Origin of the sequence: Pseudomonas idahonensis (assembly GCF_037903935.1) — a bacterium.
Lineage (GTDB): Bacteria > Pseudomonadota > Gammaproteobacteria > Pseudomonadales > Pseudomonadaceae > Aquipseudomonas > Aquipseudomonas danubii.
Genome location: NZ_CP149586.1, coordinates 5,128,774 through 5,150,192 on the forward strand (window position 1 = coordinate 5,128,774; position 21,419 = coordinate 5,150,192).

The following is a 21,419-nucleotide window of genomic DNA, read 5'->3' on the forward strand; positions in this document are numbered from 1 at the left end:
AGGAATCAACCCATGACCAAGTTCTCCGCTCTGTTCGCCGCTGCCGCCCTGACCCTGACCGCCGGCCTGGCCCAGGCCGATGTCCGTCCGGACCTGATCCCGGGCCTGCTCAAATCCGGCGCCATCATGGACCTGGAAAAACTCAACCAGGCAGCCTTGGCCCAGCACCCGGGCACCACCGCCGCCAACATCACCGACACCGAGCTGGAGCAGACCGCTACAGGCGCCTACGTCTACCAGGTAGAACTGCGTGACAGCAAAGGCATCGAGTGGGACGTGGACCTGGACGCCAAGACCGGCAAGGTCCTGAGCAACAAGCAAGACAAGTAAGCCCCCGCACACAGCACAAGGCCGCGCCCCGTTACCGGAGCGCGGCCTTGTGCTTTTGGGCCCGCGTACAGGGTGAGCGGTATCAGGCGCCGAGACGCGCCGTGACTTCGTTCAACTGTCCCGACAGACCATGCAGGTTGCGGCTCGCCGCTTCGGTGCGCTGGACGTTATCGAGGTTGGTACTGGCAATCGAAGTGATCTCGGTCAGGTTGCGCGAGATGTCTTCGGCCACCGATGTCTGCTCCTCGGCGGCGGTGGCGATCTGCCGATTCATGTCGCGGATCGCTTCCACCGCTTCGGTGATGCGCTCCAGCATTGCACCGGCCTCGGTCACCTGCTGCACACTCTGCTCGCTGCGCGACTGACCGCTCTCGATAGCCTGGGCCGCATCCACCGCACCGATCTGCACGCTCTGGATGATCTGATTGATCTCGATGATGGACGCCGCAGTACGCTGGGCCAGGCTGCGCACCTCATCGGCGACCACGGCAAACCCACGCCCCGCCTCACCGGCCCGGGCCGCTTCGATGGCGGCGTTGAGCGCCAGCAGGTTGGTCTGCTCGGCGATCCCCTGGATCACTTCCAGGACCTTGCCGATACGCCCGCTGTCAGCCTCCAGGCGGCGGATCACCGTGGCGGTGTTGGCGATCTCGCCACGCATCTGGGTGATGCTGTGGATCGTGCTCTGCATCACTTGCTCGCCCTGCTGCGCCGACTGGTCGGCATCATCTGCGGCGCGGGCAGCATCGGCAGCGTGGCGCGCCACTTCCTGGGCAGTGGCGGACATCTCGTTCATCGCCGTCGCCACCTGATCGGTGCGGTTGAACTGCTCGTTGGTGCCCTGGGACATGAGGGTAGCAATGGAATTGAGCTCGCCGCTGGAGCTGTCCAGGTCCGCGGCACTGCGCTGCAGGCTGCTGAAGGTCTGGGCCAGGAAGTCACGCAGGGTGTTGGCGGCGGCGGCCAGCCTGCCCAGTTCGTCCTGACGATCGCTGGCCACCCGGTCGGCGAACTGGCCACGGCTGAGCTGGGCGACGTAGTCGATCAACTGGCGGATCGGCTGTACCAGGCTGCGGTTCACCAGCCACAGGCTGAGCAGGCCGATCAGCAAACCGGAAACCAGCATCACCAGGATGCCCAGCCACACCGTACGATCAGCCGCCGAGCTGATGTCCCGGGACTGCTGGTCACTGTGCTTGCGCAGCTCGGTCACCAACTCGCTCATCTGTTCGCTGGTGGCACGGTCCACGCCCTTGACCGCAGCGTCACCGGCACTCGGATCGGCGCCTGCGGCCACATAGGCGTCACGGCCCCTCTGATAGGCCGCCCCCAGCGCACGGTGCTCCTCGGCCAAGCGCTGCACCCGGCTCTTGAAGCCCGAGTCCAGGCCCGGCTTCTGGGCCAACTGGCCGAGGATGTTCTGCACATCTCGCTGACGATCTTCGAACTGCTGCCAGTACTTGTTCAGCTCCTGGGGCTGCTTGCCCCGCAGCAACACGTTCTTCCACTCCTGCACCTGGCTCTTGAACTGCAGGTTGGCCTCGTCGATCAGCTGCGAACTGCGCAGCGGACCTTCGATCAGCTCGCGGTAGCTCTGCACGCCACCGGACAGCAAGTGAAAACACGCCAGGGCGATCAACAACACCGCAAACAGGCTACCGCTCAGCAGGGCAAGAATTTGCGCTCTCAGGGATTTTTGCAAAAACATCGAGAAGATCTCATGGCAGGGATGGAGCAAGCCACTAAAGGCATGCGTAGGTCCGAACTTCCCTGTCAGGAGCATTCGAGGAAAATCGAATGCGCATTGCATGTGAGCGTGATCGGCATCCGCGATCCATTCTTGAGCGCTGCCGACCACTGGTATGGCAACGCGGACTGTGCACTTTGAAACGTCACAAAACTGTCAAAAAGCCTTGCCATGATGAGGCCCAAGTGAACCTGTAAAGCCCGCGCCAGGCACTGTCCCTCCTGCGAGACCCCATGAACCACAGCATCGACCAGAGTCACCGCGATTCCGATCTGTTTGGCCTGCTCTACGGTTTCAACTTTCGGCCCGGCGAACGGGGTCATGAACTGGACTCAGCCAAGGCCCTGCAAGCCCTGCAACAGCCGCACAACGACGACCAATTCCTCTGGTTGCACCTGAACCTGGCCCACGCCGCCTGCGAGCGCTGGATGAAAGCCCACCTGCAATTGCCCGAGGAGTTCTTCGAAGCCCTGCACGAAGGCTCGCGCTCGACTCGCATCGAACACGTGGACTCGGCGCTGCTGGCGGTGGTCAACGATGTGGTATTCAACTTCAGCAGCATGGTGTCCTCGGACATTTCCACCCTGTGGGTCTGCGTGCGCAGCAACCTGATCATCAGCGCCCGCCTGCAGCCCCTGCATTCGGTGGACAAGCTGCGCTCCTCGGTCAAGGCCGGCGAACGCTTTCGCTCGCCCCTGGAACTGCTGGTGCACCTGCTGCGCGACCAGGGCGAAGTGCTGACCCAGATCGTGCGCAAGACCAGCCTCAGCGTCGACCAGATCGAAGACCAGTTGCTGGCGTCCCGAGTCTCCAGCAACCGTGCCGAACTGGGGGCCATGCGCCGGGTACTGGTGCGCCTGCAGCGCCTGCTGGCCCTGGAGCCGGGTTCCCTGCTGCGCCTGCTCAATCGGCCACCGCAATGGCTGCAGAAGGAAGACGTCAAGGAACTGCGCAAGTCCACCGAAGAGTTCGCCCTGATCATCAACGACCTCACCGCCCTCGGCGAACGGATCAAACTGCTGCAGGAAGAGATCGCCGCCAACCTCAATGAACAGACCAACCGCACCCTGTTCACCCTGACCGTGGTCACGGTGCTGGCGCTGCCGATCAACATCATCGCCGGCTTCTTCGGCATGAATGTCGGCGGTATTCCCTTTTCCGGCGACCCGGAGGGCTTCTGGATCCTGGTGGCGCTGGTGGCCACCTTCACCGTGATCGCCGGGCGCTGGGCCTTCCGCAAGCGCCAGGACTACTGACCCCACCTTGTAGGGGCCGGCTTGATTTGATCAACGGAACAGCTCAATCACCTAAACCATGACCTGAGGCAGTCTCCCTGTAACATTTGGCAACGATCATGGACACCATTCCTTTCCAGCAACAGGATTGTCCAGCAATGGCCACCCCGTCCCTGACTGCCGCCTCCTCCAGCCTCGATCGCCAACCGCAACTGGATAAAAAACCCGGCCCCTTCACCCTGGTGGTGTTTTTCGCGGTGCTGGCCATGGGCTTGCTGTTCACCGCCTACAGCCTGGTGCACGACATGCACGAACTGGGCACCACGGTCACCACCTGGACGCCCTTCCTGCTGCTGGGCGTGGCCCTGCTGATCGCCCTGGGCTTCGAGTTCGTCAACGGCTTCCACGACACCGCCAACGCCGTGGCCACCGTGATCTACACCCACTCGCTGCCGCCACAGTTCGCGGTGGTCTGGTCCGGTCTGTTCAACTTCCTCGGGGTGCTGCTGTCCAGCGGCGCGGTGGCGTTCGGCATCATCGCCCTGTTGCCGGTGGAGTTGATCCTGCAGGTGGGCTCCTCAGCCGGCTTTGCGATGATCTTTGCCCTGTTGATTGCCGCCATCCTGTGGAACCTCGGGACTTGGTGGCTGGGGTTGCCGGCCTCGTCCTCCCACACCCTGATCGGCTCGATCATCGGCGTCGGTGTGGCCAACGCGCTGATGCACGGCCGTGACGGCACCAGCGGCGTGGACTGGAGCCAGGCCACCAAGGTCGGCTACGCCCTGCTGCTCTCGCCATTGATCGGTTTCGTGTTTGCCGCCCTGCTGCTGTTGGCCCTGCGCCTGTTCGTCAAGAATCGCGCGCTGTACAAGGCGCCCAAGGGCGACGCCCCGCCGCCGTGGTGGATTCGCGGCTTGCTGATCCTGACCTGCACCGGAGTGTCCTTCGCCCACGGCTCCAACGATGGCCAGAAAGGCATGGGCCTGATCATGCTGATCCTGGTGGGCACCCTGCCCATGGCCTATGCGCTGAACCGCACCATGCCCGCCGACCAGTCGCTGCAGTTCGCCGCGGTGGCCGAAGTCACCCAGCAAGCCCTGATCAAGAGCGCCCCGCAACCGGCGCCAGCCGATCCTCGCGCGGTGCTCTCGGAGTACATGCGCAGCAAGCAAGCGACGCCGGAGCTGATCCCCGCCCTGGCCGCCCTGACCGGCGCCATCGGTGCCGAGGTCAAGGGCTACGGCTCACTGGCCAAGGTGCCCGCCGAAGCCATGGGCAACGTGCGCAACGACATGTACCTGACCAGCGAAGCCATCCGCCTGATGGACAAGAACCAGGTGGGCCACTTCGATCAGGACACCCGGGACAAGCTGCAACTGTTCAAGCAACAGATCGACAACGCCACGCGCTTTATCCCGTTGTGGGTGAAGATCGCCGTGGCCATCGCCCTGGGCCTGGGCACCATGGTGGGCTGGAAGCGCATCGTGGTGACCGTCGGCGAGAAGATCGGCAAGACCCACCTGACCTACGCACAGGGCGCCTCGGCGGAAACCGTGGCCATGCTGACCATCGGCGCGGCGGATATGTTCGGCCTGCCGGTATCGACCACCCACGTCTTGTCGTCGGGGGTGGCCGGGACCATGGTGGCCAATGGCGGCGGGTTGCAGATGCGCACCATCCGCAACCTGGCCATGGCCTGGGTCCTGACCTTGCCGGCGGCGATCCTGCTGTCGGGCAGCCTGTACTGGCTGTTCACCCAACTGTTCTGAGCCGCCGCTGGCCCCGCCCCGTCAGCCGGCGGCGGGCAAGCGGCTGTGCAAACGACTGGCCAGCCCGGCCTGCAAGGCAAACGCCAGGACCCCGGTCAGTGGTGCCGAAAAACTGGCCAAGCCACCCCCCGCCCACATCAGCATCAGGCCCAGGGCCGTGCCGCCGAACCAGGCCGTCAGCCCCACCGGGTTGAAGGCCGCCACGCGCTCAATCGCCGCCACGTCGGTACGCCCCAGCAGAATCTGCGCCAGGGCCACGCCGACCCAGGCCACCACGAAGATCCCCTGATAGGCCAGGGCCTTGAGCAGGTAGGCGAACACATCCGCCAGCATCAGGCCGTAGACGATGATCCCCACGGCCACCGCCCACATCAGGTAGGAACCGCGCAGGCCGAAGCGGCCGAAGAACGCCTGCATGTTCAAGGTCGCCAGGTAGTAGTTGGCGGTGTTGATCCGGGTTTGCGTGGCCCAGACGAACAACAGCCCCCACAGCCCCATCAATTGCAGGATCGCCATCACCACCGAGACTTCGTTGAGTGCACCGTCATGGGGAATGCTGCTCACCAGATAGATCCCTGCCGCACCGTTGAGCAAGAACGTCACCGCGTAGAACGGCATGCCGAAGTTCCAGCGACCGTGATAGCCGGCGTCTTCGGGCTTGCCGAAGCGCGCGTAGTCGAAGGTGAACAGCATCAGGATCCACACCCCCATGTAGGCCACGAAGCAATCCCACCAGCCTGTGCTACTGGGATTGGCCGGGCCGAAATCCAGCCATTGCGGCTGGTACCCATAACGGCTGATGGACAGGCCCACGGCGAACAGCAAGCCCCCCAGGTACACCGGCAACAGCACGCCGTTGAGCTTGTCCAGCCAGTGCTGCACGCTGCCCAGGATCAACGGCACGCTGTACAGCACCACCACCAGCGCCGCCAGCGGGTACAGCAGTTGCGGGTACAGGTGGTTGAGGGCCACGGCGATCACCGACCCTTCGAACACCGCGTAGTAGATCGCCGTAGAGAAGAAAATCAAGGTCGCCAGGCAGGCCCCGGTGCTGCCGAACAACAACCGTGAAAACAGCGCCACCGAGAGCCCGCTGCGCATGGCGAAGCGGCTGAGCACGCTGTTCACCAGGCCATAACTGAGCACCGACAGCAGCATGCCGATCAGTGCATTGCGGGTGCCGTAGGACAGTGCCAGGGAGGCGCCGACGACGATGTAGAACATCGCGCTACACACCGCCCACCAGGCCATGGTCAGGGACAGTCGGCCCATGCGTGCATCGCTGGGAAGGGCCACATTGGCCGGGGTCTGCCCGGTTTGATTCGCTTGCGATAAAGCTGCCATGTGCGTGAACTCCAGAACCGATCAAGGGTTGAAGCGCGGGCAGCCGTCACCGCACCGAAGTGCGGCGTTGGCCTACCTTTTGGCATGGCCCGCGCGATGCGGCGGGCAGAATCAGGAAGGAAACAGTTTGCTCAGACAGCTGAGCTTTTTCTTGTAGGAACGCCGGGCCTCCAGCGCTTCTTCGAGGGTCACCGCGACAAAGCGGGCCTTCTGGTTGGGCTGCATCTGACCGATCAGGTCAAGGTCGGCGCTGATCACCGTGCCGATCATGGCGTAGCCGCCACCGGACACCGCGTCCCGGTGCAGGACGATGGGTTCCAGCCCCGCCGGCACCTGGATCGAGCCAATCGGGTAGCAACTGTCGACGATGTTCGACGGATCGGAACCGGCGCCGAACGGCTGCTCCCGGGGCTGGAAGCTCAAGGCGCTGCCGCCCTTGAAGCGATAGCCGATGCGGTCCGCCTCCGAACCCACGGTCCAGGGTTCGGCGAAGAAGCTGGCCTTGGCCGCGTCGCTCAAGCGTTCGTAGTACAGGCCCGGCACCACCCGCAGGATGATTTCGCCCCCCAGGGACTGGCGCAACGCCATGGGCAAGCTGGCACCGGGACGGCTCTTGCCACTGGCGACGCCCACCGGCAGCTCATCCCCGGCCGCCAGGCGCCGGCCCTGGAAACCACCCAGGGCGCCCAGGGCGTAGGTCGAACGACTGCCCAGCACCAGCGGCACATCGATGCCACCGGCCACCGCCAGATAGGCCCGGGCCCCGGCCTTGGGAAAGTCGAAGCGCAGCACTTGCCCGGCCTTGACCGCAAAAGCGGTGTCCAGGTGCATGTCCACACCATCGAGTTTGGGCGTCATGTGCGCGCCGCAAACCGCCACCAGGGCATCGGCGCTGAACTCAAGCTCCGGCCCGAGCAGCGTGCACTCCAGCCCGGCCGCGCCTGCCGGGTTGCCCACCAACTGGTTGGCCGCGCTCAGGGCGTACTGGTCCAAGGCGCCAGATGGCGGAATCCCCAGGTGATAGAAACCTTCGCGACCCAGGTCCTGCACCGATGTGGCCAGGCCCGGTTTGATGACCTTGATCATGCCAGCACCTCCTGAAGCGACTTGGGATAGCCGACCGGGTCGGCGAGAAAGGCATCCAGGGAAAACTCCACCTCGCGGATACGCAGGTCGAAGCGCCCGGCCTCGACTTCGGCCACCGCCTGGTCGTAAGCCTCACGGTCGATGGGCTTGAACTGCACGATGTCCCCCGGACGGAAGAACACCATGTGCGCCTTGAGGTAAGCCAGTTGCTGCTGCGGGTCGTAGATGGGGGCCGGGGTGACGCCGAACATCTGGTAGCCGCCGGCGCCGCGCACCGAGTAGATGCAGCCGAAACAGCCGCCGTGGCCCAGGGTCAGTTTTGGCGTATCGGTGCGTGGTCGCAGGTACTTGGGCACCTGCAACTGCCGTTCACGTTCGACCATCTGGAACATGAACGGCAACCCGGCGACGAAGCCCACCATGGAGACAAACCAGGGCGCACCGCTGTGGGCGGCGATGAACGCCTCGACGTCCGCCAGGCCATTGATCCGCGCCGCGTACTCCAGGTCCGTGGCGCTGGGGTCCTGGTGCCGGTCACGAAAGCGCATCAGGGTTTCGTGGGTCCAGGGGTCGTTGTAGAGCACCGGGATCTCGATGATCCGGGTGTGCAGGCTGCGCTCGGCCACCGCCCCGGCCTCGGCCTGCTGTACCGCCTCCAGCAGGGTGTGTGGGGCGATGCGATCCGGGTCGAAACGAATCTGGAACGAGGCATTGGCCAGGCACACATCCAGCACCCCATCCAACTCCAGGCGCTCCACGGCACGGGTCACCGCCATGCCCTTGAAGAAGGCTTCCAGGGACATGCTGTCGCTGACTTCGGCGAACAGGTGCTCGTCGGCACCAAAGCTGTAGCGGATCGGCTGGTTCATGCGACACCTCCGGCGCGGCGCTCGGCCAGCCAGGTTTCCAGGGTTCCGGTGTGAAAATCGGCCTGCTGCAACCAGGGTTCGGCCAGCAGTTCACGGTGCAGCGCCAAGGTGCTGGCCATGCCGGTCAAGGTGGTGTGTTCCACGGCCAGCCGCGCCCGGGCCAGGGCCTCGCCACGGTCACGCCCGTGGACGATCAGCTTGGCCAGCAGCGAGTCGTAATAAGGCGGCACAGCATAGCCCGGGTACAAGTGACTATCGACCCGCACCCCCGCCCCTTGCGGCCAGATCAGTTGCTCGACCTTGCCCGGACTGGGAAAGAAATCCCGCGCCGGGTCTTCGGCATTCAGGCGCATCTGCAAGGCCGCGCCATTGAGCTGGATATCGCTCTGGCGCAACCCCAGGGGCTCGCCCCCGGCGATGCGCAACATGGCCTGGACCAGATCGATGCCGGTGATCAGCTCGCTGATGGGGTGCTCCACCTGAATCCGCGTGTTCATCTCGATAAAGAAGAACTCGCCGGTGCTGTCGTCATAGAGGTATTCCAGAGTGCCAGCACCTTGGTAACCCAAGGCTTCGGTGAGGCGCACGGCGCTGCTGCACAACTGCTCACGCTGCTCGGCGCTGAGCACCGGCGATGGCGCTTCTTCGAAGATCTTCTGCCGCCGCCGTTGCAGCGAGCACTCGCGTTCGAACAGGTGCACCGCGTGTTGGCCATCGCCCAGCACCTGGACTTCGATGTGCCGCGCGCGGCCAATGAAACGCTCCAGGTACAGCGCACCATTGCCAAAAGCCGTCTGGGCTTCGCGTTGCGCCCGAGGGAACTCCTCGGCCAATTGCGCCGCATCCTGAGCCAGGCGAATCCCGCGCCCGCCACCGCCGGCACTGGCCTTGATCAGCAGCGGAAAGCCCACGCTTTCAGCGGCCTTGCGCGCGGCATCCAGGTCGAAGAGCTCACCTGGAGAGCCGGGCACCACGGGCACACCTGCCGCCTGCGCCGTGCGCCGGGCTTCGGCCTTGTCACCCATGCGGCGGATGGTTTCGGCGCTGGGACCGACGAAGATCGCCCCAGCCTGGACCACCGCCTCGGCAAAATCGGCATTCTCGGAAAGAAAGCCATAGCCCGGATGTACCGCATTGGCACCGCTGGCCTGCAAGGCACCGAGCAGGGCCTGGACATTCAGGTAGCTCTTGTCGGCCCGCGCCGGGCCGATGATCTGCACTTCATCGGCCATACGTGCAGCCATGGAGTCGGCATCCGCCTCACTGCAGGCGGCAACGGTGGGAATCCCCAAGGCCTTGGCCGCACGGATGATGCGCACGGCGATCTCGCCGCGGTTGGCCACCAGCAACTTCTTGATTGCTTGAGTCATGCCCTGGCCCTCACTGTTCGAGCGTCGCGACGACCTGACCCGGCTCCACCGGATCACCGTCTTCCACCACAAAGGCGCTGACTTGACCCGCGCTCCCAGCGGTCAGTTCGGAAAACTGCTTCATGACTTCGATCAGGCCGATCACGGTATCGGCGCTGACACTGTCGCCGACCTCGACGAAAGGCGCCGACTCCGGGGTGGCCTTGCGATAGAAGGTGCCCGGCAAGGGGGTAATAACACTGTATTCGGCCATGTCTGTTCCTTTTGGAATAGTTGTAGAAAGGCAGGCAAAAAATCAAAACCAGATGAAACCCGCGTCTGTGCGCGGTGCTTCGTGTCGATGCGCCTCAGCGCGGTGCGCGCACCTCGATGCCGGCCTGATCCAGCGCCGTGCGGGTGGCCTCCACCAGATCCAGGGCGCCGGGGGTGTCGCTGTGCAGGCAGATGGAATCGAACTCGATGGCCAGGTCCTCGCCTTCAACCGTACGTACCAGGCCGGTCTGGCAGGCGCGCAGCACCTTGGCGGCGACGGCGGCCGGGTCCAGGGCGCGCACCTGGCGGGTGAAGACGATGGAGCCACTGAGGTCGTAATCGCGGTCGGCGTAGAACTCGCGGATCACCGGCTGCCCCAGCTCCTGGGCCACGTGCCAGATCACCGAATTGGGCATGCAATACAGCAGCAGCTCGGGCTCCAGCTTGCGCAGGTTTTGCACCAGCAGCCGCGCGGCCTCTTCATCCCGGGCCAAGTGCATGTAGAGCGCGCCGTGGGGCTTGATGTGTTGCAACTTCACGCCTTGCACCCGGGCCATTTCCCGCAGGGCGCCGAGCTGATAAAGCATGTCGTCCACCAGCTCCTGGGCCGGTGCGTTGATGTGCCGGCGGCCGAAGCCCACCAGGTCGCGGAACCCCGGATGCGCACCGATAGCCACCCCCAGGCGCTTGGCCTGTTCGATGGTGCGGCGCATGGTGCCGGGGTCGCCGGCGTGAAAGCCGGTGGCGATATTGGCCGAGCTGATAAAGCCCATGAGCTCGTTGTCGACGCCGTCGCCAATGGTCCAGGGGCCGAAGCTTTCGCCCATGTCCGAATTGAAATCCACTGCCTGCATCACTGTTGCTCCAACTCTTGTGACTTCGTGCAGTGAAAATTAGAGCGGCCTTGACCCCTTGGGAAGATCTATTATCAGATAGAGCATCTTCTGAAAAACAGATAAAGCTCTGCTAGGAGTTGGCAGGCGGTGATCTACGTATCGGCGAAGACCGGCGCGAGATGGCTTTGGCCGGCAAGTCGGCTCCTACAGAAGTGATGGGGAATGGAACATGTCGTTGACCTTGCGCCAGGTGCGCTACTTCGTGGCGACCGCAGAGATCGGGCAGATCTCCCAGGCGGCGATCCACTTGAATATCTCCCAATCGGCGGTGACCACGGCGATCAAGGAGCTTGAAGCCATGCTCGCCGTGCAGTTGTTCGTGCGCTCGGCCCAGGGCATGAACCTGACCGACGCCGGGCGGCATTTTCTCAACCGCGCCTATGTGATCTTGCGCAGTGTCGAGGATGCGCTGAACAGTCCGCTACCGGACTATCGGGCCAGTGGTGTGCTGCACCTGGCGGCCAGCTACACGGTGATCGGCTACTTCCTGCCGCACCACCTGCAACGCCTGGAGCACTGGCACCCGGACGTCACCATCGAACTCCACGAGCAGGAGCGCCAGGCCATCGAGCAAGGGTTGCTGGAGGGCCGTTTCGACATGGCGGTGGTGCTCACCGCCAACCTGACCCACCCGGACATCGTTTCGGAAACCCTGTTCAACTCCGAGCGCCGGCTATGGCTGCCGGCCCACCATCGGCTCTGCGAACGAGCCAGCGTCAGCCTGGCGGACGTGGCCCAGGAGCCGTTCATCCTGCTCACCGTCGACGAAGCCGAGCAGAGTGCCATGCGCTACTGGGAACAGGCCGGCCAGCAGCCCAATGTACGGGTGCGCACCAGTTCGGTGGAGGCGGTGCGCAGCATGGTGGCCAACGGTAGCGGCGTGGCGATTCTTTCGGACCTGGTGCATCGACCCTGGTCCCTGGAGGGCAAGCGCATCGAGACCCTGAGCCTGAGCGACGCAGTGACCCCGATGAGCGTAGGCCTGGCCTGGCACCGCGAACGGACCTTCACCCCGGCGATGCAGGCCTTGCGCGACTACTTCCACGACGCCTTCCTCGCGCCCCAGCAACTTAGCGCCCGGCGCTGAACACCTTGCTTGGCGATCTCTTGCCGAACCTCCAGCGGCCTCAAGATCCAGGCGTCTCCTACGGAACCGTTCGCAGCCTGCGGCAGCGGCTACAACCCGACACCTGTAGCCGCTGCCGAGCCCGCGAGGCTGCGAAAAGGCCCGCAGGGCCTTGCCTGGCGATCCTGAGCAAAACCTGTGGCGGCCGGAAAAACCTGCGTCTCCTGCGCAGCCGTTCGCAGCCTGCGGCAGCGGCTACAGGGCTGATTCAGGGGCAGGTCCAGCGCTGTGCGGTGCTGGCGATCTGTGCGGCCAACTGGGCAATGGCCTGTTGATGAGCCTGCACCAGACTGCTCAGTTCAACACCCGCCGGCTGGCGGATCTGGCTGCTGCAGGTCAGGCTGCGGGCCGGGCCGCCCTCGCCCCGCAGGCGCAGGCTCCAGACCACATCGATCAGCGCGTAACGCCCGGGCAGGGATTCGAAACGCCGTACATCGGTCTGCAACGACAGCACCGGGAGCCCGGGCTGCTTGGGCAAGCCTTCAAGGTTGCGGGTGCCGAGCTTGTGCTCCATCTGGCTGGCCAGGGCGTCGTGGAACTCATCCACCAAAGGCGCGCTCCAGCGCTGGGTTTCCAGGATCGCCAGGGTGCCGCTGTCCTGGCGCACCACCAGTTGCGGCTGATCCACCTGGACCGGGATGCGCACCGTGGACATCTCGAACTGCAGATTCGCCTTGCGGGCCGCAGCGCTGCCTTCAGTCACCGGCGGCATCAGGGTGTAGTAACGGGTCGGCGCAGAGCTGCAAGCGGCAAGTCCCAGGGTCAGGCTCAACAACAAGGCGATTTTTTTCATGGCTGGGCTTCCGGTGCGGATTCGCGGACAGAGGAGGATGGCGACTGGTAGGCATCCGGTTGGTTGTCTTTGAGACGACCGCGAATCAACGCTTCAGGATGACGACCGAGGAAGTCGCTGAGCACCCGTACCGAACGGGCGGTGCGCTGCACTTCCTCCATGGCCTGGCTGAGTTTCTGTCGCTGCGGCGAATCCTCGGAGAAGCTCTCGTTGGCGCTGGCCAGGGTCTTCTTCGACTGCTCCAGGGTGTCGCGCATCTGCGGCAGCACTTGGCCGTTGACCTGTTTCAGGGTCTTCTGCATCTCCGCCAGGCTGCCATCGAGGTTGGCGGCGATGGAGTCGATCGGCAGCTTGCTGATCTTGTCCACCACGGCCTGCAGTTGTTCCTGCAACTTGTCCATGCTGCCCGGGATGGTGGGGATCTCCAGCGGCCGTGCGGCGGGGTTGTAGGCCACCGGCTTGGCATTGGCGACAAAATCCAGGGAGATGTACAGCTGGCCGGTCAGCAGGTTGCCGCTGCGGGGTTGGGCCCGCAGGCCGTTCTTGACGAAGGCGCCGATCAGTTGCGCGGAGCGGGCGTCGTCTTCGCCGCCGGTCTGCTTCACCAGTTTTTCATGGGCCTTGCCCAGGCGCTCGGGATAGATCACCGCCCCTACCAGGGTCGGGAAATACTTGCGCTGTTCGTCGTAGTCCAGGTCCATGGACACCACCTTGCCGATGTTCACCCCGAGGAACTCCACCGGGGCATTCAGCGACAGGCCGCGCAGGGCCTGGTCAAAGCGCATGCGGATGTAATACGGCGCGCCGTCCGGCGGAGCCAGCGCCGTATCCTGATCGCCGAACAGGGTGTATTCGGCATTCTCCTCGGCCGGCTTGGCGTTGGGGCTGTACTTGGGTTCGACGAAGGCGATGCCGCCAGCAAGGATCGAGGACACCGACTCGGTGTTGACCTTCAAGCCGTTGGCGCCCAGGGTCACATCCACACCGCTGGCGTTCCAGAATCGGCTGTCGGTGGTGACGTACTTATCATTGGGCGCGTTGACGAAGATCTTCACGTCCACCCCCTTGCCGCTGTTGGCCAACTGATAGGACACCACCTGCCCCACTTCGATGCGCCGGTAGTAGACCGGCGAACCGATGTCCAGGGAGCCCAGGTCGTCGGTGTGCAGGGTGAAGCGCTTGCCCTTCTGCCCGTAGGTAATGAGCGGCGGGGTTTCCAGGCCCTTGAAGCTGTTCTTGCGCTTCTCCGACTTGCCGGCATCGGCGCCGATAAAGGCCCCGGAGAGCAAGGTATCGACCCCGGAAACGCCGTTGGCGCCAATGCGCGGGCGCACCACCCAGAACATCGAGTCGTCGGCGGTGAACGGTTCGGCGGACTGATCCAGCTCGACCTTGGCCAGCACCTTGCGGCGATCGTCGCTCAAGGCGATGGAGGTCACCTTGCCGATCACCACGTTCTTGTACTTGACCTGGGTCTTGTTGGCTTCCAGGCCCTCGGCAGTCTGGAAACTGATGGTGATTTCCGGCCCGGCCGACAGCGAGTTGTGGACCACCATCGACAGCCCCACCAAGGCCGCGACAATGGGCACCAACCACACCAGCGAGACATTAAAACGCCGCGTACGCAGCGCCGGAGCGCCGGGAGCCGGCTGGGAACCTGCCGCCTTGGAACCTGGATGATCAGACATCTTCAACCTCTACATCCCAGATAAGCCGGGGATCGAAACTCATGGCCGCCAACATCGTCAGCACCACCACCAAACCAAAAAACAGAATGCCCATCCGCGGATCGATGGAACTCAGGGCCCGAAACTGCACCAGGGCCGCCACCAGGGCCACCACCAGCACATCGAGCATCGACCAATAGCCGATCACCTCGATAAAACGGTACAGCCTGGCACGCTCGCGCTGGGCCCAGAGGCTGCGGCGCTGGCAGGTAACCAGCAAGGTGCCGAGGACAAAGAACTTGATGCAGGGCACCACCACGCTGGCGATGAAGATCAACAGGGCGATGTCCCAGGAGCCGTGTCTCCAGAACTCCACCACGCCGCTCATGATGGTGTTTTCACTGGCGCTGCCAAAAATACTGGTGTGCATCACCGGCAGCAGGTTGGCCGGAATATAGAAGATCAGGCTGGCCACGAGAAAGGCCCAGGTCCGCGCCAGGCTGTTGGGCTTGCGCGCATGGACCACGGAGTCGCATCGGGGGCACTGGTGCTCGGATTGCTCGCAGACCTGGCCGCAGGTGTGGCAGAGCATCAGTTGATAGTCCCGGGCGTAAGGGGGCGTATTCATCAGTAGCGACCCTCCAGGTCATCCCACAGATAGCGGATGTCCTTGCCGGAAATCAGGATGATCAGCACCGTCAGCATGGCCAGGGCCCAGAGCCCGAGGCCGGGGTGCACATCGAGCATGCCAGCGAGCTTGACGATGGCCACCAGAATGCCCAGCAGGCACACCTCCAGCATGCTCCACGGCCGCAGGTGCTCCAGAGCCCGCATGCAGGCCTTGAAGCCTGGCGCGGCACGATCGAAATTGGCGAACCCCAGCACCCAGCACAGCAGAATGATCTGCAGGCACGGTGCCAGAATGATGGTCAGGCCGGTGATCGCCGCAATCAGGCTGATGCGGCCCTGAGCCAAGGCTTCTACCGATTGCCAGAGCGTGGCTTCGTTGCTCAGGCCTTCGAGGCTGATTTTGATCACCGGAAACAGATTGGCGAAGACGAACAACAACCCGGCGGTAATCGACAAGGCGAACAGCTGCTGCACGTTCATGTAGCGGGCACGGGCCAGCAACGCGCCACAGCGCGAGCACTGAGCGGCCTGGCCTTTGCCGAGCGGCACGGATTCGTACAGCGAATCGCAGTGCTCGCAGATGATCCAGTTGCGGGAAATAGTCATGGTCTTCAGATAGTCGGGAGGGCTGCTGGTTCAGTGACGGCCTCCAGCGGACGCACATTTTCAGAAAAACCCGAGGACGGTGTCCAGTTCTGTCTGAAATCAGCTCGCAGACCTCTACGCCATAATAGGCCCCCCGTGGGTTTTCGCCGGCCGAAACCGGCGACTATCACAAAGGCCTGCGGCTCAATGAGCCAGACGCTGTTGCAACCACTTGTCCCGCAGTACGTCGTAGGCCCAGTGGTAGAGGTAGGTGTAGGGCAGAAAGAACAACAGCACGCCGATATCGAGGATGAACGCCTGCAACAGGCTGACATTCAACCACCAGGCAATCAGCGGTACCCCCATCGCCACCAGACCGCCTTCGAACAGCAGGGCATGCAGGACCCGGGTCCAACCATTGCGTGCAAGTTGCAGGCGCTTGAGCAGACGATCGAACAGACCGTTGAACACCACGTTCCAGATCAGCGCCAAGAGGCCGATGCCGATGGTCACCAGGCCCATGTCAGCCATGGGTTTATCCATGATCCAGGACAGCAGCGGTGTGCAGATCAGCACGGCCAGCAGCTCAAAACCTACAGCCTGGAAAATACGTTCGGTAAGGGATTTGTGCAGGCTCATTGCCGTGCTCCTTGAGTGAATGTGTTGGCGATCTTCCAGGATCAGGTCGATACTTCATAATCAATAACCATCGACCAAGGCGATAGTTCATGGCCTCACACGAAGTGCTGCTGGCGTTCGTCCAGGCAGCGACCCAGGGTTCCTTTTCCGCCGCCGCCCGCAAGCTGGGCAAGAGCCAGTCCACCATCAGCGCCGCGGTGGCCAGCCTGGAAATCGACCTCAATGTGCAGTTGTTCGATCGAGCCAGCCGCAAGCCCGGCCTGACCCCCGCCGGGCAGGTGATGCTGCAGCACGCGGAGGAAATCCTCGCGGCCACCAGCCGCCTGGAAATGGCCGCCAGCCAACTGTCCCAGGGAGTCGAGGCGAAACTTACCGTTGCCCTGTCCGACACCTATCAGTCGGATCGCTTTGAAAGCTGCCTGAGCGCCTTCGAGCAGCGTTACCCGGACCTGGAACTGGAATGCCTGATTGCCGAATGCGAAGACCTGATTGCCCTGGTGCAAAGTGGCCGGGCGCACATCGCCTTTGCCGAGATGCAGGCCGATTACCCGGCGGACCTGGATCACCAGACCCTGGATGAACAGGGCGAAATGTCCCTGTACGTCTCCCGCAAGCATCCGCTGGCCCGGCTCGAGCACGTCGATCAGGAAGCCCTGCGCCAGCACCGCGAGCTGCGCCTGGCGACGGTGCTCAACCCCTACGACAGCCGTCCCCAGGGACGGGTCTGGTCGGCGCCCAGCTACCTGATGCTGCTGGAAATGGCCCAGGGCGGTTTTGGCTGGGCACCGTTGCCGAGCTGGCTGGTAGAAGGCTTCGGCGCCGGCAAATTGCAGGAACTGAACGTACGCGGCTGGCCGCGCAAGGTGGTGGTGGATGCCCTCTGGTCGCGCCTGCACCCGCCCGGGCCGGCCGGGAGCTGGCTATTGGGGCGGATGCTGGAGTGAGGCAGCTCGGGTATCCGCCCCTGTAGAGCGCGCCCTGTAAAGCTACGCAGAGCTGGAGACCAGTTGGGCCAGGCGCGCTTCGAGAAAACGCCGTTCCGGAGCTTGCCGGGTCAGGGCCAAGGCTCTTTGATAGGACTCCCGCGCCGCCTCGACTCGCCCCAACTGCCGGCAGAAGTCGGCACGGGCAGCGTGGATCAGGTGGTAATCCTGCAAATCGCCGCGCTGCAGGATGGCCTCCACCTGCTCCAGGCCGGCCGCGGGGCCGTCACGCTTGGCCAGGGCCACGGCACGGTTGAGCTCGATCACCGGCGAAGGCTGCAGCCGCAGCAACACCTCATACAGGCCGACGATCTGCGGCCAATCGGTCTGTTCGGCGCTGGGAGCCTCGGCATGCACCGCGGCAATCGCCGCCTGCAGGCAATAGGCTCCGCCGCGTCCGCTGCGCAACCCGCGCTCCACCAGGGCACAGCCTTCGTCCATCAAGGCCCGCTGCCACAGGGAGCGGTCCTGCTCATCCAGCAGGATCAACTCGCCCGTGCTGGAGAGTCGCGCCCCACGTCGCGACTCGTGCAACAGCATCAGGGCCAGCAGGCCCAATACCTCCGCTTCCGGTAACAGCTCCAGCAGCAGGCGCCCCAGGCGTATCGCTTCACGGGTCAGGTCCTCACGGGTCAACTCGGCCCCCATGGACGCCGAATAGCCTTCGTTGAACACCAGGTAGATCACTCGCAAGACACTGTCCAGGCGCTCGGGCAACTCGTCCAGCGTCGGCACCTGATAGGGAATTCCGGCGTCGCGGATCTTCGCCTTGGCCCGCACGATACGCTGGGCGATGGTGGCCGGAGAGACAAGAAAGGCCCGGGCGATTTCCTCGGTGCTCAGGTCGCAGATTTCCCGCAGGGTCAGTGGCACCTGGGCGTCTGCCGCCAGCGCCGGGTGGCAGCAGGTGAAGATCAACCGCAGGCGATCGTCTTGCACGTCCTCACCGTCCCAGTCGTGCTGTTCCAGGTGCTCCAGCTGGCTGACCAGCGCCGCCTGGGAAGCGGCGAAGCGCGCCCGCCGGCGCAAGGCATCGATGGCCTTGAAGCGTCCAACGGACACCAGCCAGGCCCGAGGATTGTCCGGGACGCCGTCCTTTTGCCAACGCTCCACGGCGACAAAGAAGGCCTCGTGCAAGGCCTCTTCAGCCAGGTCGAAATCCCCCAGCAGGCGGATCAGGGTGGCGAGAATGCGCCGCGATTGCTCGCGGTAGACCCGCGCCACCAGGACCTGCACGGCCTCACCGGATTGACCCGGCATCAGTCCGCCATGCCTTGGGTGACAAGGGTCACGAGACGCTCCAGGCTCTCTCCCCAACCCTGGTGAAATCCCATGGCTTCGTGGGCTTGCCGATCGGCTTCGCTCCAATGCATGGCGCGGGCGGTGTAGAGCGTCTTGCCGTCCTGCTCCTCGAAGGTCACTTCAGCGGTCATGAACGGCTTGCCCGAAGGAATCCAGCCCGGCACATAGGCATCGGTGAACACCAGGCGCGACGGCGCGTGGATCTCCAGGAACACCCCCATGGTCGGGTATTCGGCACCGTCCGCAGCCCGCATCAACGTGCGAAACTGGCCACCGACCCACAGATCCATTTCACACTCCGGGGTGGTCATGCCGTGCGGCCCCCACCATTGCGCCAGCAACGCCGGCTCGGTCCAGGCGCGAAACACCCTGGCCCGCGGCGCATCGATCAAGCGGCTGATGGACAGTTCATGCTCGGCGGCCTGGCGGCCGACTGTTGAAAAGGTCATTGGCAAACTCCTGCTTATGCTTGTTATCAGGGATTGAGTTCACGCACAGGACGCACTTCGACACTACCGACCCGGGCCGCCGGAATGTTCCCCGCTACCTGGATCGCTTCATTCAAATCCCTGGCCTCAATCAGGTAGAAACCGGCCAGTTGCTCCTTGGTTTCGGCGAACGGACCATCGGTGATGGAGAGCTTGCCGCCACGCATGCGCACCGTGGTGGCGGTCTGTATCGATTGCAACGCCTCGGCGGCAAGCATCCGTCCGCTGCCCTGGACCGACTCGGCATAGGCCTGGCACTCGGCGTCCTTGGGGCTCTCGGGCAGGCTGTGCAACAACTGTTCATCGCTGTAGACCAGACAGAGGTATTTCATGGGTGTCTCCGGGTTCGGGCTGATCAACTATGGTTGCTGTTTTGTCCTTTGGCGAACCGCCCGCTCATCAAGGTTGCAGATCGAACTGAGTGGTCCCGGTCTGCATGTCGAACGGCGCCGACCAGTGTTCATGCACCACTTGCCACTGCCCGTCGCGCAGCTCATAGGCGGCGCTCACCCGCATCCAGCAGGCCTTGGTCTGCCCTTGGGCATCGGTGCCCCCGCAATGGGCCAGCCAATGGGCGAACGCCAGTTCCTCGGCGGCCCGCACCTGCAGCTGGTGGAACTCGAAGATGCCCGGCCCCGGGCACTCCTGCATGCAGGCTTGCCAATGTTCACGGTAGGCCGCCTTGCCCGAATACTGCAGGGCGCCGACGGCGTCGAAAGAGACGATGTCATCGGCGTAAAAACTGACGATACGCTCGATGTCCCTGGCGACCACCGCCTGCTGCCAATGGCCGATCAGGCTGCGGATCTGTGCTTCGCTGGATGGGTTGTGCATGGCAAAACTCCTCAAGAGTGGAATCAACCGGCACCAGGCAGCCCCTGCAAGAGCGCACTTGAATGCTCGGTACACCCTTAGTCGTCTGGCCAGCCAGACAATCGACAACCTCAATAAAAAATTTTACCGCTCGGGCAAAATCGCTAGAATCCGCCCCCTTCCCTCCCCTGGACAGTCCCGCCAGTGACCACTCGTCTCGTGCCTTATGAACAGCTCGACAGCCATCAGCGTGCCCAACTGCTGAGCCTTGAAGTACGGCCTGAACAGAGAGCGTTTTCCGGGGATATCCATGGCGCGCTGTACACCTTGGGCAATGCACCGGCCGGCGCCATCAAGGGCTTTGCCCTGCTCAGCGACGAACGGCCGGTGGCGTTCCTGCTGCTCAAGCACGCGCCTTGCCTGCCGGCCTGGGCCGAGGCCGACCACGCCACCCTGCACGCCCTGCAAGTGGACCTGCCGTTCCAGGGCCAGGGACTGGGCACCGCCTGCCTGCAAGCCCTGCCCGGCGCCGCGCTCCAGGAATGGCCGCAGCTCAAGGGCTTGATGCTGGCGGTGGATGCCGACAACCAGGCCGCACTCCAGCTCTATCTCAAGCTGGGCTGGGTCGAAAACGGCGAAGCCTGCAAAGGCCGGATGGGTTATGAACGCAGGATGGTCCTGGCGTTTTGAGTTCAGCACTTCAACTCAAGGGCACTCCTGCTTAGCAGCCCCCTGAAAAGCCCCTACGCCGGCGCCCCTTGTGCATCAGGGGCATGCCTGGGACTTACAACCCCCGGACCATCTCATGCCAGGCCATGCCGCCGTGGTCCGACGCCGACGCCTTGACATAGACGAAGCCAAAGCGCTCGTAGAGCGGCACATGGCGTTCCTTGCACATCAGGTGGATGCGCGCCTTGCCCAGCTCGGTCATGCGTGCAATGAAGGCTTGCAACAGTTGCCGGGACAGACCCTGGCCCTGGAAATCCGGATGCACCACCACCGACATGATCACCACTTCGGAACCGGCCGGGTCGTGGCCGATCAGTTCCTTGAAGGCTTCGTCGGCCATCTGCACCTCGAAGGTGGCACCGGAGTTGATGAAGCCGGCCACTGCGCCCTCCACTTCGGCGACGATAAAGCCCTCGGGCCAGGTGGCGATGCGGGTAGCGATCTTTTCTCGGGTCGCGGCTTCGTCGCCTTCGTAGGCCAGGGTCTCGATGGCAAAGCAAGCATCCAGGTCGGTGGGCAGGACGGTACGGATCAGCGGGGTCGAAGCAGTCATGGGCGGCAACCTGAAGACGGTGAAGGATGGCCGATTCTAGCAAGAGTGGCGTTATCGGGAGCCTTGCGTATGCAGGGCATAGGGATAGTCGAGGCCGCCGTAAAGCTTTCATATAAACCCTGGCAAGGGCGGCGTCCAGGGATTATCTATCTGATCCCCGACGCCTCCTGGCCGGCCCCATCAAGCCGGTCCTGCCGCGTCTTGCCCACAGGA

General features: G+C 63.8%; 23 protein-coding genes and 1 pseudogene. 6 read left to right on the plus strand and 18 right to left on the minus strand.

Translation table 11 applies throughout. From position 1 onward, the window contains the following. Window positions 1–12: 12 nt before the first annotated feature. On the plus strand, window positions 13–330 hold the full coding sequence (locus WIN67_RS23050) for a PepSY domain-containing protein (protein WP_025126917.1): 318 nt from the start codon (window positions 13–15) through the stop codon (window positions 328–330). An 82-nt stretch (window positions 331–412) separates the two neighbouring features. Here the strand turns inward: WIN67_RS23050 and WIN67_RS31185 are convergent, their stop codons facing one another. Next, window positions 413–1,180, minus strand: a complete 768-nt coding sequence (locus WIN67_RS31185; RefSeq protein ID WP_372820561.1) for a methyl-accepting chemotaxis protein — start codon at window positions 1,178–1,180, stop codon at window positions 413–415. A 165-nt stretch (window positions 1,181–1,345) separates the two neighbouring features. Then, window positions 1,346–2,140 (minus strand): annotated as a pseudogene (locus tag WIN67_RS31190) (methyl-accepting chemotaxis protein); the annotation flags it as partial. A 170-nt stretch (window positions 2,141–2,310) separates the two neighbouring features. Between WIN67_RS31190 and WIN67_RS23060 the strand changes: the two are divergent. Both WIN67_RS23060 and WIN67_RS23065 read left to right on the plus strand, forming a co-directional pair. After that, window positions 2,311–3,333, plus strand: coding sequence for a transporter (locus tag WIN67_RS23060; RefSeq protein WP_102880613.1), 1,023 nt, complete (start codon window positions 2,311–2,313; stop codon window positions 3,331–3,333). Window positions 3,334–3,470: 137 nt separating this feature from the next. Further along, entirely contained in the window at window positions 3,471–5,081 is a 1,611-nt protein-coding gene (locus WIN67_RS23065; RefSeq protein WP_339071739.1) for an inorganic phosphate transporter, read from the plus strand. A 21-nt stretch (window positions 5,082–5,102) separates the two neighbouring features. On the opposite strand, the gene WIN67_RS23070 is transcribed toward WIN67_RS23065, so the two are convergent. The 6 genes from WIN67_RS23070 to WIN67_RS23095 all read right to left on the minus strand — a co-directional run bounded on the left by WIN67_RS23070 (window position 5,103) and on the right by WIN67_RS23095 (window position 10,856). Next, the gene (locus WIN67_RS23070) at window positions 5,103–6,425 is read right to left on the minus strand and encodes a purine-cytosine permease family protein (RefSeq protein ID WP_170001728.1); all 1,323 of its coding nucleotides are present in this window, start codon (window positions 6,423–6,425) and stop codon (window positions 5,103–5,105) included. A gap of 111 nt (window positions 6,426–6,536) precedes the next feature. After that, window positions 6,537–7,511: a biotin-dependent carboxyltransferase family protein gene (locus WIN67_RS23075; protein WP_339070086.1), complete on the minus strand. Its 975-nt coding sequence runs from the start codon at window positions 7,509–7,511 to the stop codon at window positions 6,537–6,539. Then, window positions 7,508–8,380, minus strand: a complete 873-nt coding sequence (locus WIN67_RS23080) for an allophanate hydrolase subunit 1 (protein ID WP_339070087.1) — start codon at window positions 8,378–8,380, stop codon at window positions 7,508–7,510. The genes WIN67_RS23075 and WIN67_RS23080 overlap by 4 nt, the downstream gene beginning before the upstream one ends. Next, window positions 8,377–9,750 (minus strand): acetyl-CoA carboxylase biotin carboxylase subunit, encoded by a 1,374-nt coding sequence (locus WIN67_RS23085; protein ID WP_272753663.1) that lies wholly within the window; start codon window positions 9,748–9,750, stop codon window positions 8,377–8,379. Before WIN67_RS23085 ends, WIN67_RS23080 begins: the two co-directional genes overlap by 4 nt. Before the next feature lie 10 nt (window positions 9,751–9,760). Then, window positions 9,761–10,003 carry an acetyl-CoA carboxylase gene (locus WIN67_RS23090; RefSeq protein ID WP_102880618.1) on the minus strand — a complete coding sequence of 81 codons (243 nt, stop codon included), beginning with the start codon at window positions 10,001–10,003 and terminating at the stop codon, window positions 9,761–9,763. 94 nt (window positions 10,004–10,097) lie between these two features. After that, entirely contained in the window at window positions 10,098–10,856 is a 759-nt protein-coding gene (locus WIN67_RS23095) for a 5-oxoprolinase subunit PxpA (RefSeq protein ID WP_102860653.1), read from the minus strand. A 211-nt stretch (window positions 10,857–11,067) separates the two neighbouring features. Here WIN67_RS23095 and WIN67_RS23100 point away from each other — a divergent pair, with 211 nt between their 5' ends. Beyond that, window positions 11,068–11,985, plus strand: coding sequence for a LysR family transcriptional regulator (locus tag WIN67_RS23100; protein ID WP_102860652.1), 918 nt, complete (start codon window positions 11,068–11,070; stop codon window positions 11,983–11,985). 247 nt (window positions 11,986–12,232) lie between these two features. On the opposite strand, the gene WIN67_RS23105 is transcribed toward WIN67_RS23100, so the two are convergent. From WIN67_RS23105 to WIN67_RS23125, 5 genes are all read right to left on the minus strand, one after another. Next, on the minus strand, window positions 12,233–12,817 hold the full coding sequence (locus tag WIN67_RS23105) for a PqiC family protein (protein WP_339070088.1): 585 nt from the start codon (window positions 12,815–12,817) through the stop codon (window positions 12,233–12,235). Then, window positions 12,814–14,505, minus strand: a complete 1,692-nt coding sequence (locus WIN67_RS23110; RefSeq protein WP_102860650.1) for an intermembrane transport protein PqiB — start codon at window positions 14,503–14,505, stop codon at window positions 12,814–12,816. The genes WIN67_RS23105 and WIN67_RS23110 overlap by 4 nt, the downstream gene beginning before the upstream one ends. Then, complete coding sequence (locus WIN67_RS23115) at window positions 14,498–15,112, minus strand: paraquat-inducible protein A (RefSeq protein ID WP_110651437.1); 615 nt, start codon at window positions 15,110–15,112, stop codon at window positions 14,498–14,500. The genes WIN67_RS23110 and WIN67_RS23115 overlap by 8 nt, the downstream gene beginning before the upstream one ends. Then, on the minus strand, window positions 15,112–15,720 hold the full coding sequence (locus WIN67_RS23120; RefSeq protein WP_102860648.1) for a paraquat-inducible protein A: 609 nt from the start codon (window positions 15,718–15,720) through the stop codon (window positions 15,112–15,114). The genes WIN67_RS23115 and WIN67_RS23120 overlap by 1 nt, the downstream gene beginning before the upstream one ends. Before the next feature lie 183 nt (window positions 15,721–15,903). Then, window positions 15,904–16,338, minus strand: coding sequence for a multidrug/biocide efflux PACE transporter (locus WIN67_RS23125; protein ID WP_102880622.1), 435 nt, complete (start codon window positions 16,336–16,338; stop codon window positions 15,904–15,906). Between the two features lie 89 nt (window positions 16,339–16,427). Between WIN67_RS23125 and WIN67_RS23130 the strand changes: the two genes are divergently transcribed. After that, window positions 16,428–17,282: a LysR family transcriptional regulator gene (locus WIN67_RS23130; RefSeq protein WP_102880623.1), complete on the plus strand. Its 855-nt coding sequence runs from the start codon at window positions 16,428–16,430 to the stop codon at window positions 17,280–17,282. A gap of 42 nt (window positions 17,283–17,324) precedes the next feature. On the opposite strand, the gene WIN67_RS23135 is transcribed toward WIN67_RS23130, so the two are convergent. The 4 genes from WIN67_RS23135 to WIN67_RS23150 all read right to left on the minus strand — a co-directional run bounded on the left by WIN67_RS23135 (window position 17,325) and on the right by WIN67_RS23150 (window position 19,945). Further along, window positions 17,325–18,581 (minus strand): RNA polymerase sigma factor, encoded by a 1,257-nt coding sequence (locus WIN67_RS23135; RefSeq protein ID WP_102880624.1) that lies wholly within the window; start codon window positions 18,579–18,581, stop codon window positions 17,325–17,327. After that, the gene (locus WIN67_RS23140; protein ID WP_102880625.1) at window positions 18,581–19,072 is read right to left on the minus strand and encodes an SRPBCC family protein; all 492 of its coding nucleotides are present in this window, start codon (window positions 19,070–19,072) and stop codon (window positions 18,581–18,583) included. Before WIN67_RS23140 ends, WIN67_RS23135 begins: the two co-directional genes overlap by 1 nt. A 26-nt stretch (window positions 19,073–19,098) precedes the next feature. Then, on the minus strand, window positions 19,099–19,443 hold the full coding sequence (locus WIN67_RS23145; protein WP_102860643.1) for a YciI family protein: 345 nt from the start codon (window positions 19,441–19,443) through the stop codon (window positions 19,099–19,101). 67 nt (window positions 19,444–19,510) lie between these two features. Beyond that, entirely contained in the window at window positions 19,511–19,945 is a 435-nt protein-coding gene (locus tag WIN67_RS23150) for a YybH family protein (protein ID WP_102880626.1), read from the minus strand. Between the two features lie 183 nt (window positions 19,946–20,128). Here WIN67_RS23150 and WIN67_RS23155 point away from each other — a divergent pair, with 183 nt between their 5' ends. Continuing rightward, entirely contained in the window at window positions 20,129–20,614 is a 486-nt protein-coding gene (locus WIN67_RS23155) for a GNAT family N-acetyltransferase (RefSeq protein WP_102880627.1), read from the plus strand. Window positions 20,615–20,708: 94 nt separating this feature from the next. Here the strand turns inward: WIN67_RS23155 and WIN67_RS23160 are convergent, their stop codons facing one another. Then, on the minus strand, window positions 20,709–21,206 hold the full coding sequence (locus WIN67_RS23160) for a GNAT family N-acetyltransferase (RefSeq protein ID WP_102860640.1): 498 nt from the start codon (window positions 21,204–21,206) through the stop codon (window positions 20,709–20,711). Between the last annotated feature and the right edge of the window lie 213 nt (window positions 21,207–21,419).

Coding starts and splice junctions, on each gene's coding strand:
- WIN67_RS23145 (WP_102860643.1), bottom strand. CDS start 19,443: ATGAAATACCTCTGTCTGGTCTACAGCGATGAACAGTTGTTGCACAGC.
- WIN67_RS23065 (WP_339071739.1), top strand. CDS start 3,471: ATGGCCACCCCGTCCCTGACTGCCGCCTCCTCCAGCCTCGATCGCCAA.
- WIN67_RS23075 (WP_339070086.1), bottom strand. CDS start 7,511: ATGATCAAGGTCATCAAACCGGGCCTGGCCACATCGGTGCAGGACCTG.
- WIN67_RS23090 (WP_102880618.1), bottom strand. CDS start 10,003: ATGGCCGAATACAGTGTTATTACCCCCTTGCCGGGCACCTTCTATCGC.
- WIN67_RS23125 (WP_102880622.1), bottom strand. CDS start 16,338: ATGAGCCTGCACAAATCCCTTACCGAACGTATTTTCCAGGCTGTAGGT.
- WIN67_RS23080 (WP_339070087.1), bottom strand. CDS start 8,380: ATGAACCAGCCGATCCGCTACAGCTTTGGTGCCGACGAGCACCTGTTC.
- WIN67_RS23085 (WP_272753663.1), bottom strand. CDS start 9,750: ATGACTCAAGCAATCAAGAAGTTGCTGGTGGCCAACCGCGGCGAGATC.
- WIN67_RS31185 (WP_372820561.1), bottom strand. CDS start 1,180: ATGTCCCAGGGCACCAACGAGCAGTTCAACCGCACCGATCAGGTGGCG.
- WIN67_RS23060 (WP_102880613.1), top strand. CDS start 2,311: ATGAACCACAGCATCGACCAGAGTCACCGCGATTCCGATCTGTTTGGC.
- WIN67_RS23050 (WP_025126917.1), top strand. CDS start 13: ATGACCAAGTTCTCCGCTCTGTTCGCCGCTGCCGCCCTGACCCTGACC.
- WIN67_RS23150 (WP_102880626.1), bottom strand. CDS start 19,945: ATGCACAACCCATCCAGCGAAGCACAGATCCGCAGCCTGATCGGCCAT.
- WIN67_RS23105 (WP_339070088.1), bottom strand. CDS start 12,817: ATGAAAAAAATCGCCTTGTTGTTGAGCCTGACCCTGGGACTTGCCGCT.
- WIN67_RS23070 (WP_170001728.1), bottom strand. CDS start 6,425: ATGGCAGCTTTATCGCAAGCGAATCAAACCGGGCAGACCCCGGCCAAT.
- WIN67_RS23095 (WP_102860653.1), bottom strand. CDS start 10,856: ATGCAGGCAGTGGATTTCAATTCGGACATGGGCGAAAGCTTCGGCCCC.
- WIN67_RS23130 (WP_102880623.1), top strand. CDS start 16,428: ATGGCCTCACACGAAGTGCTGCTGGCGTTCGTCCAGGCAGCGACCCAG.
- WIN67_RS23110 (WP_102860650.1), bottom strand. CDS start 14,505: ATGTCTGATCATCCAGGTTCCAAGGCGGCAGGTTCCCAGCCGGCTCCC.
- WIN67_RS23135 (WP_102880624.1), bottom strand. CDS start 18,581: ATGCCGGGTCAATCCGGTGAGGCCGTGCAGGTCCTGGTGGCGCGGGTC.
- WIN67_RS23140 (WP_102880625.1), bottom strand. CDS start 19,072: ATGACCTTTTCAACAGTCGGCCGCCAGGCCGCCGAGCATGAACTGTCC.
- WIN67_RS23120 (WP_102860648.1), bottom strand. CDS start 15,720: ATGACTATTTCCCGCAACTGGATCATCTGCGAGCACTGCGATTCGCTG.
- WIN67_RS23115 (WP_110651437.1), bottom strand. CDS start 15,112: ATGAATACGCCCCCTTACGCCCGGGACTATCAACTGATGCTCTGCCAC.
- WIN67_RS23160 (WP_102860640.1), bottom strand. CDS start 21,206: ATGACTGCTTCGACCCCGCTGATCCGTACCGTCCTGCCCACCGACCTG.
- WIN67_RS23100 (WP_102860652.1), top strand. CDS start 11,068: ATGTCGTTGACCTTGCGCCAGGTGCGCTACTTCGTGGCGACCGCAGAG.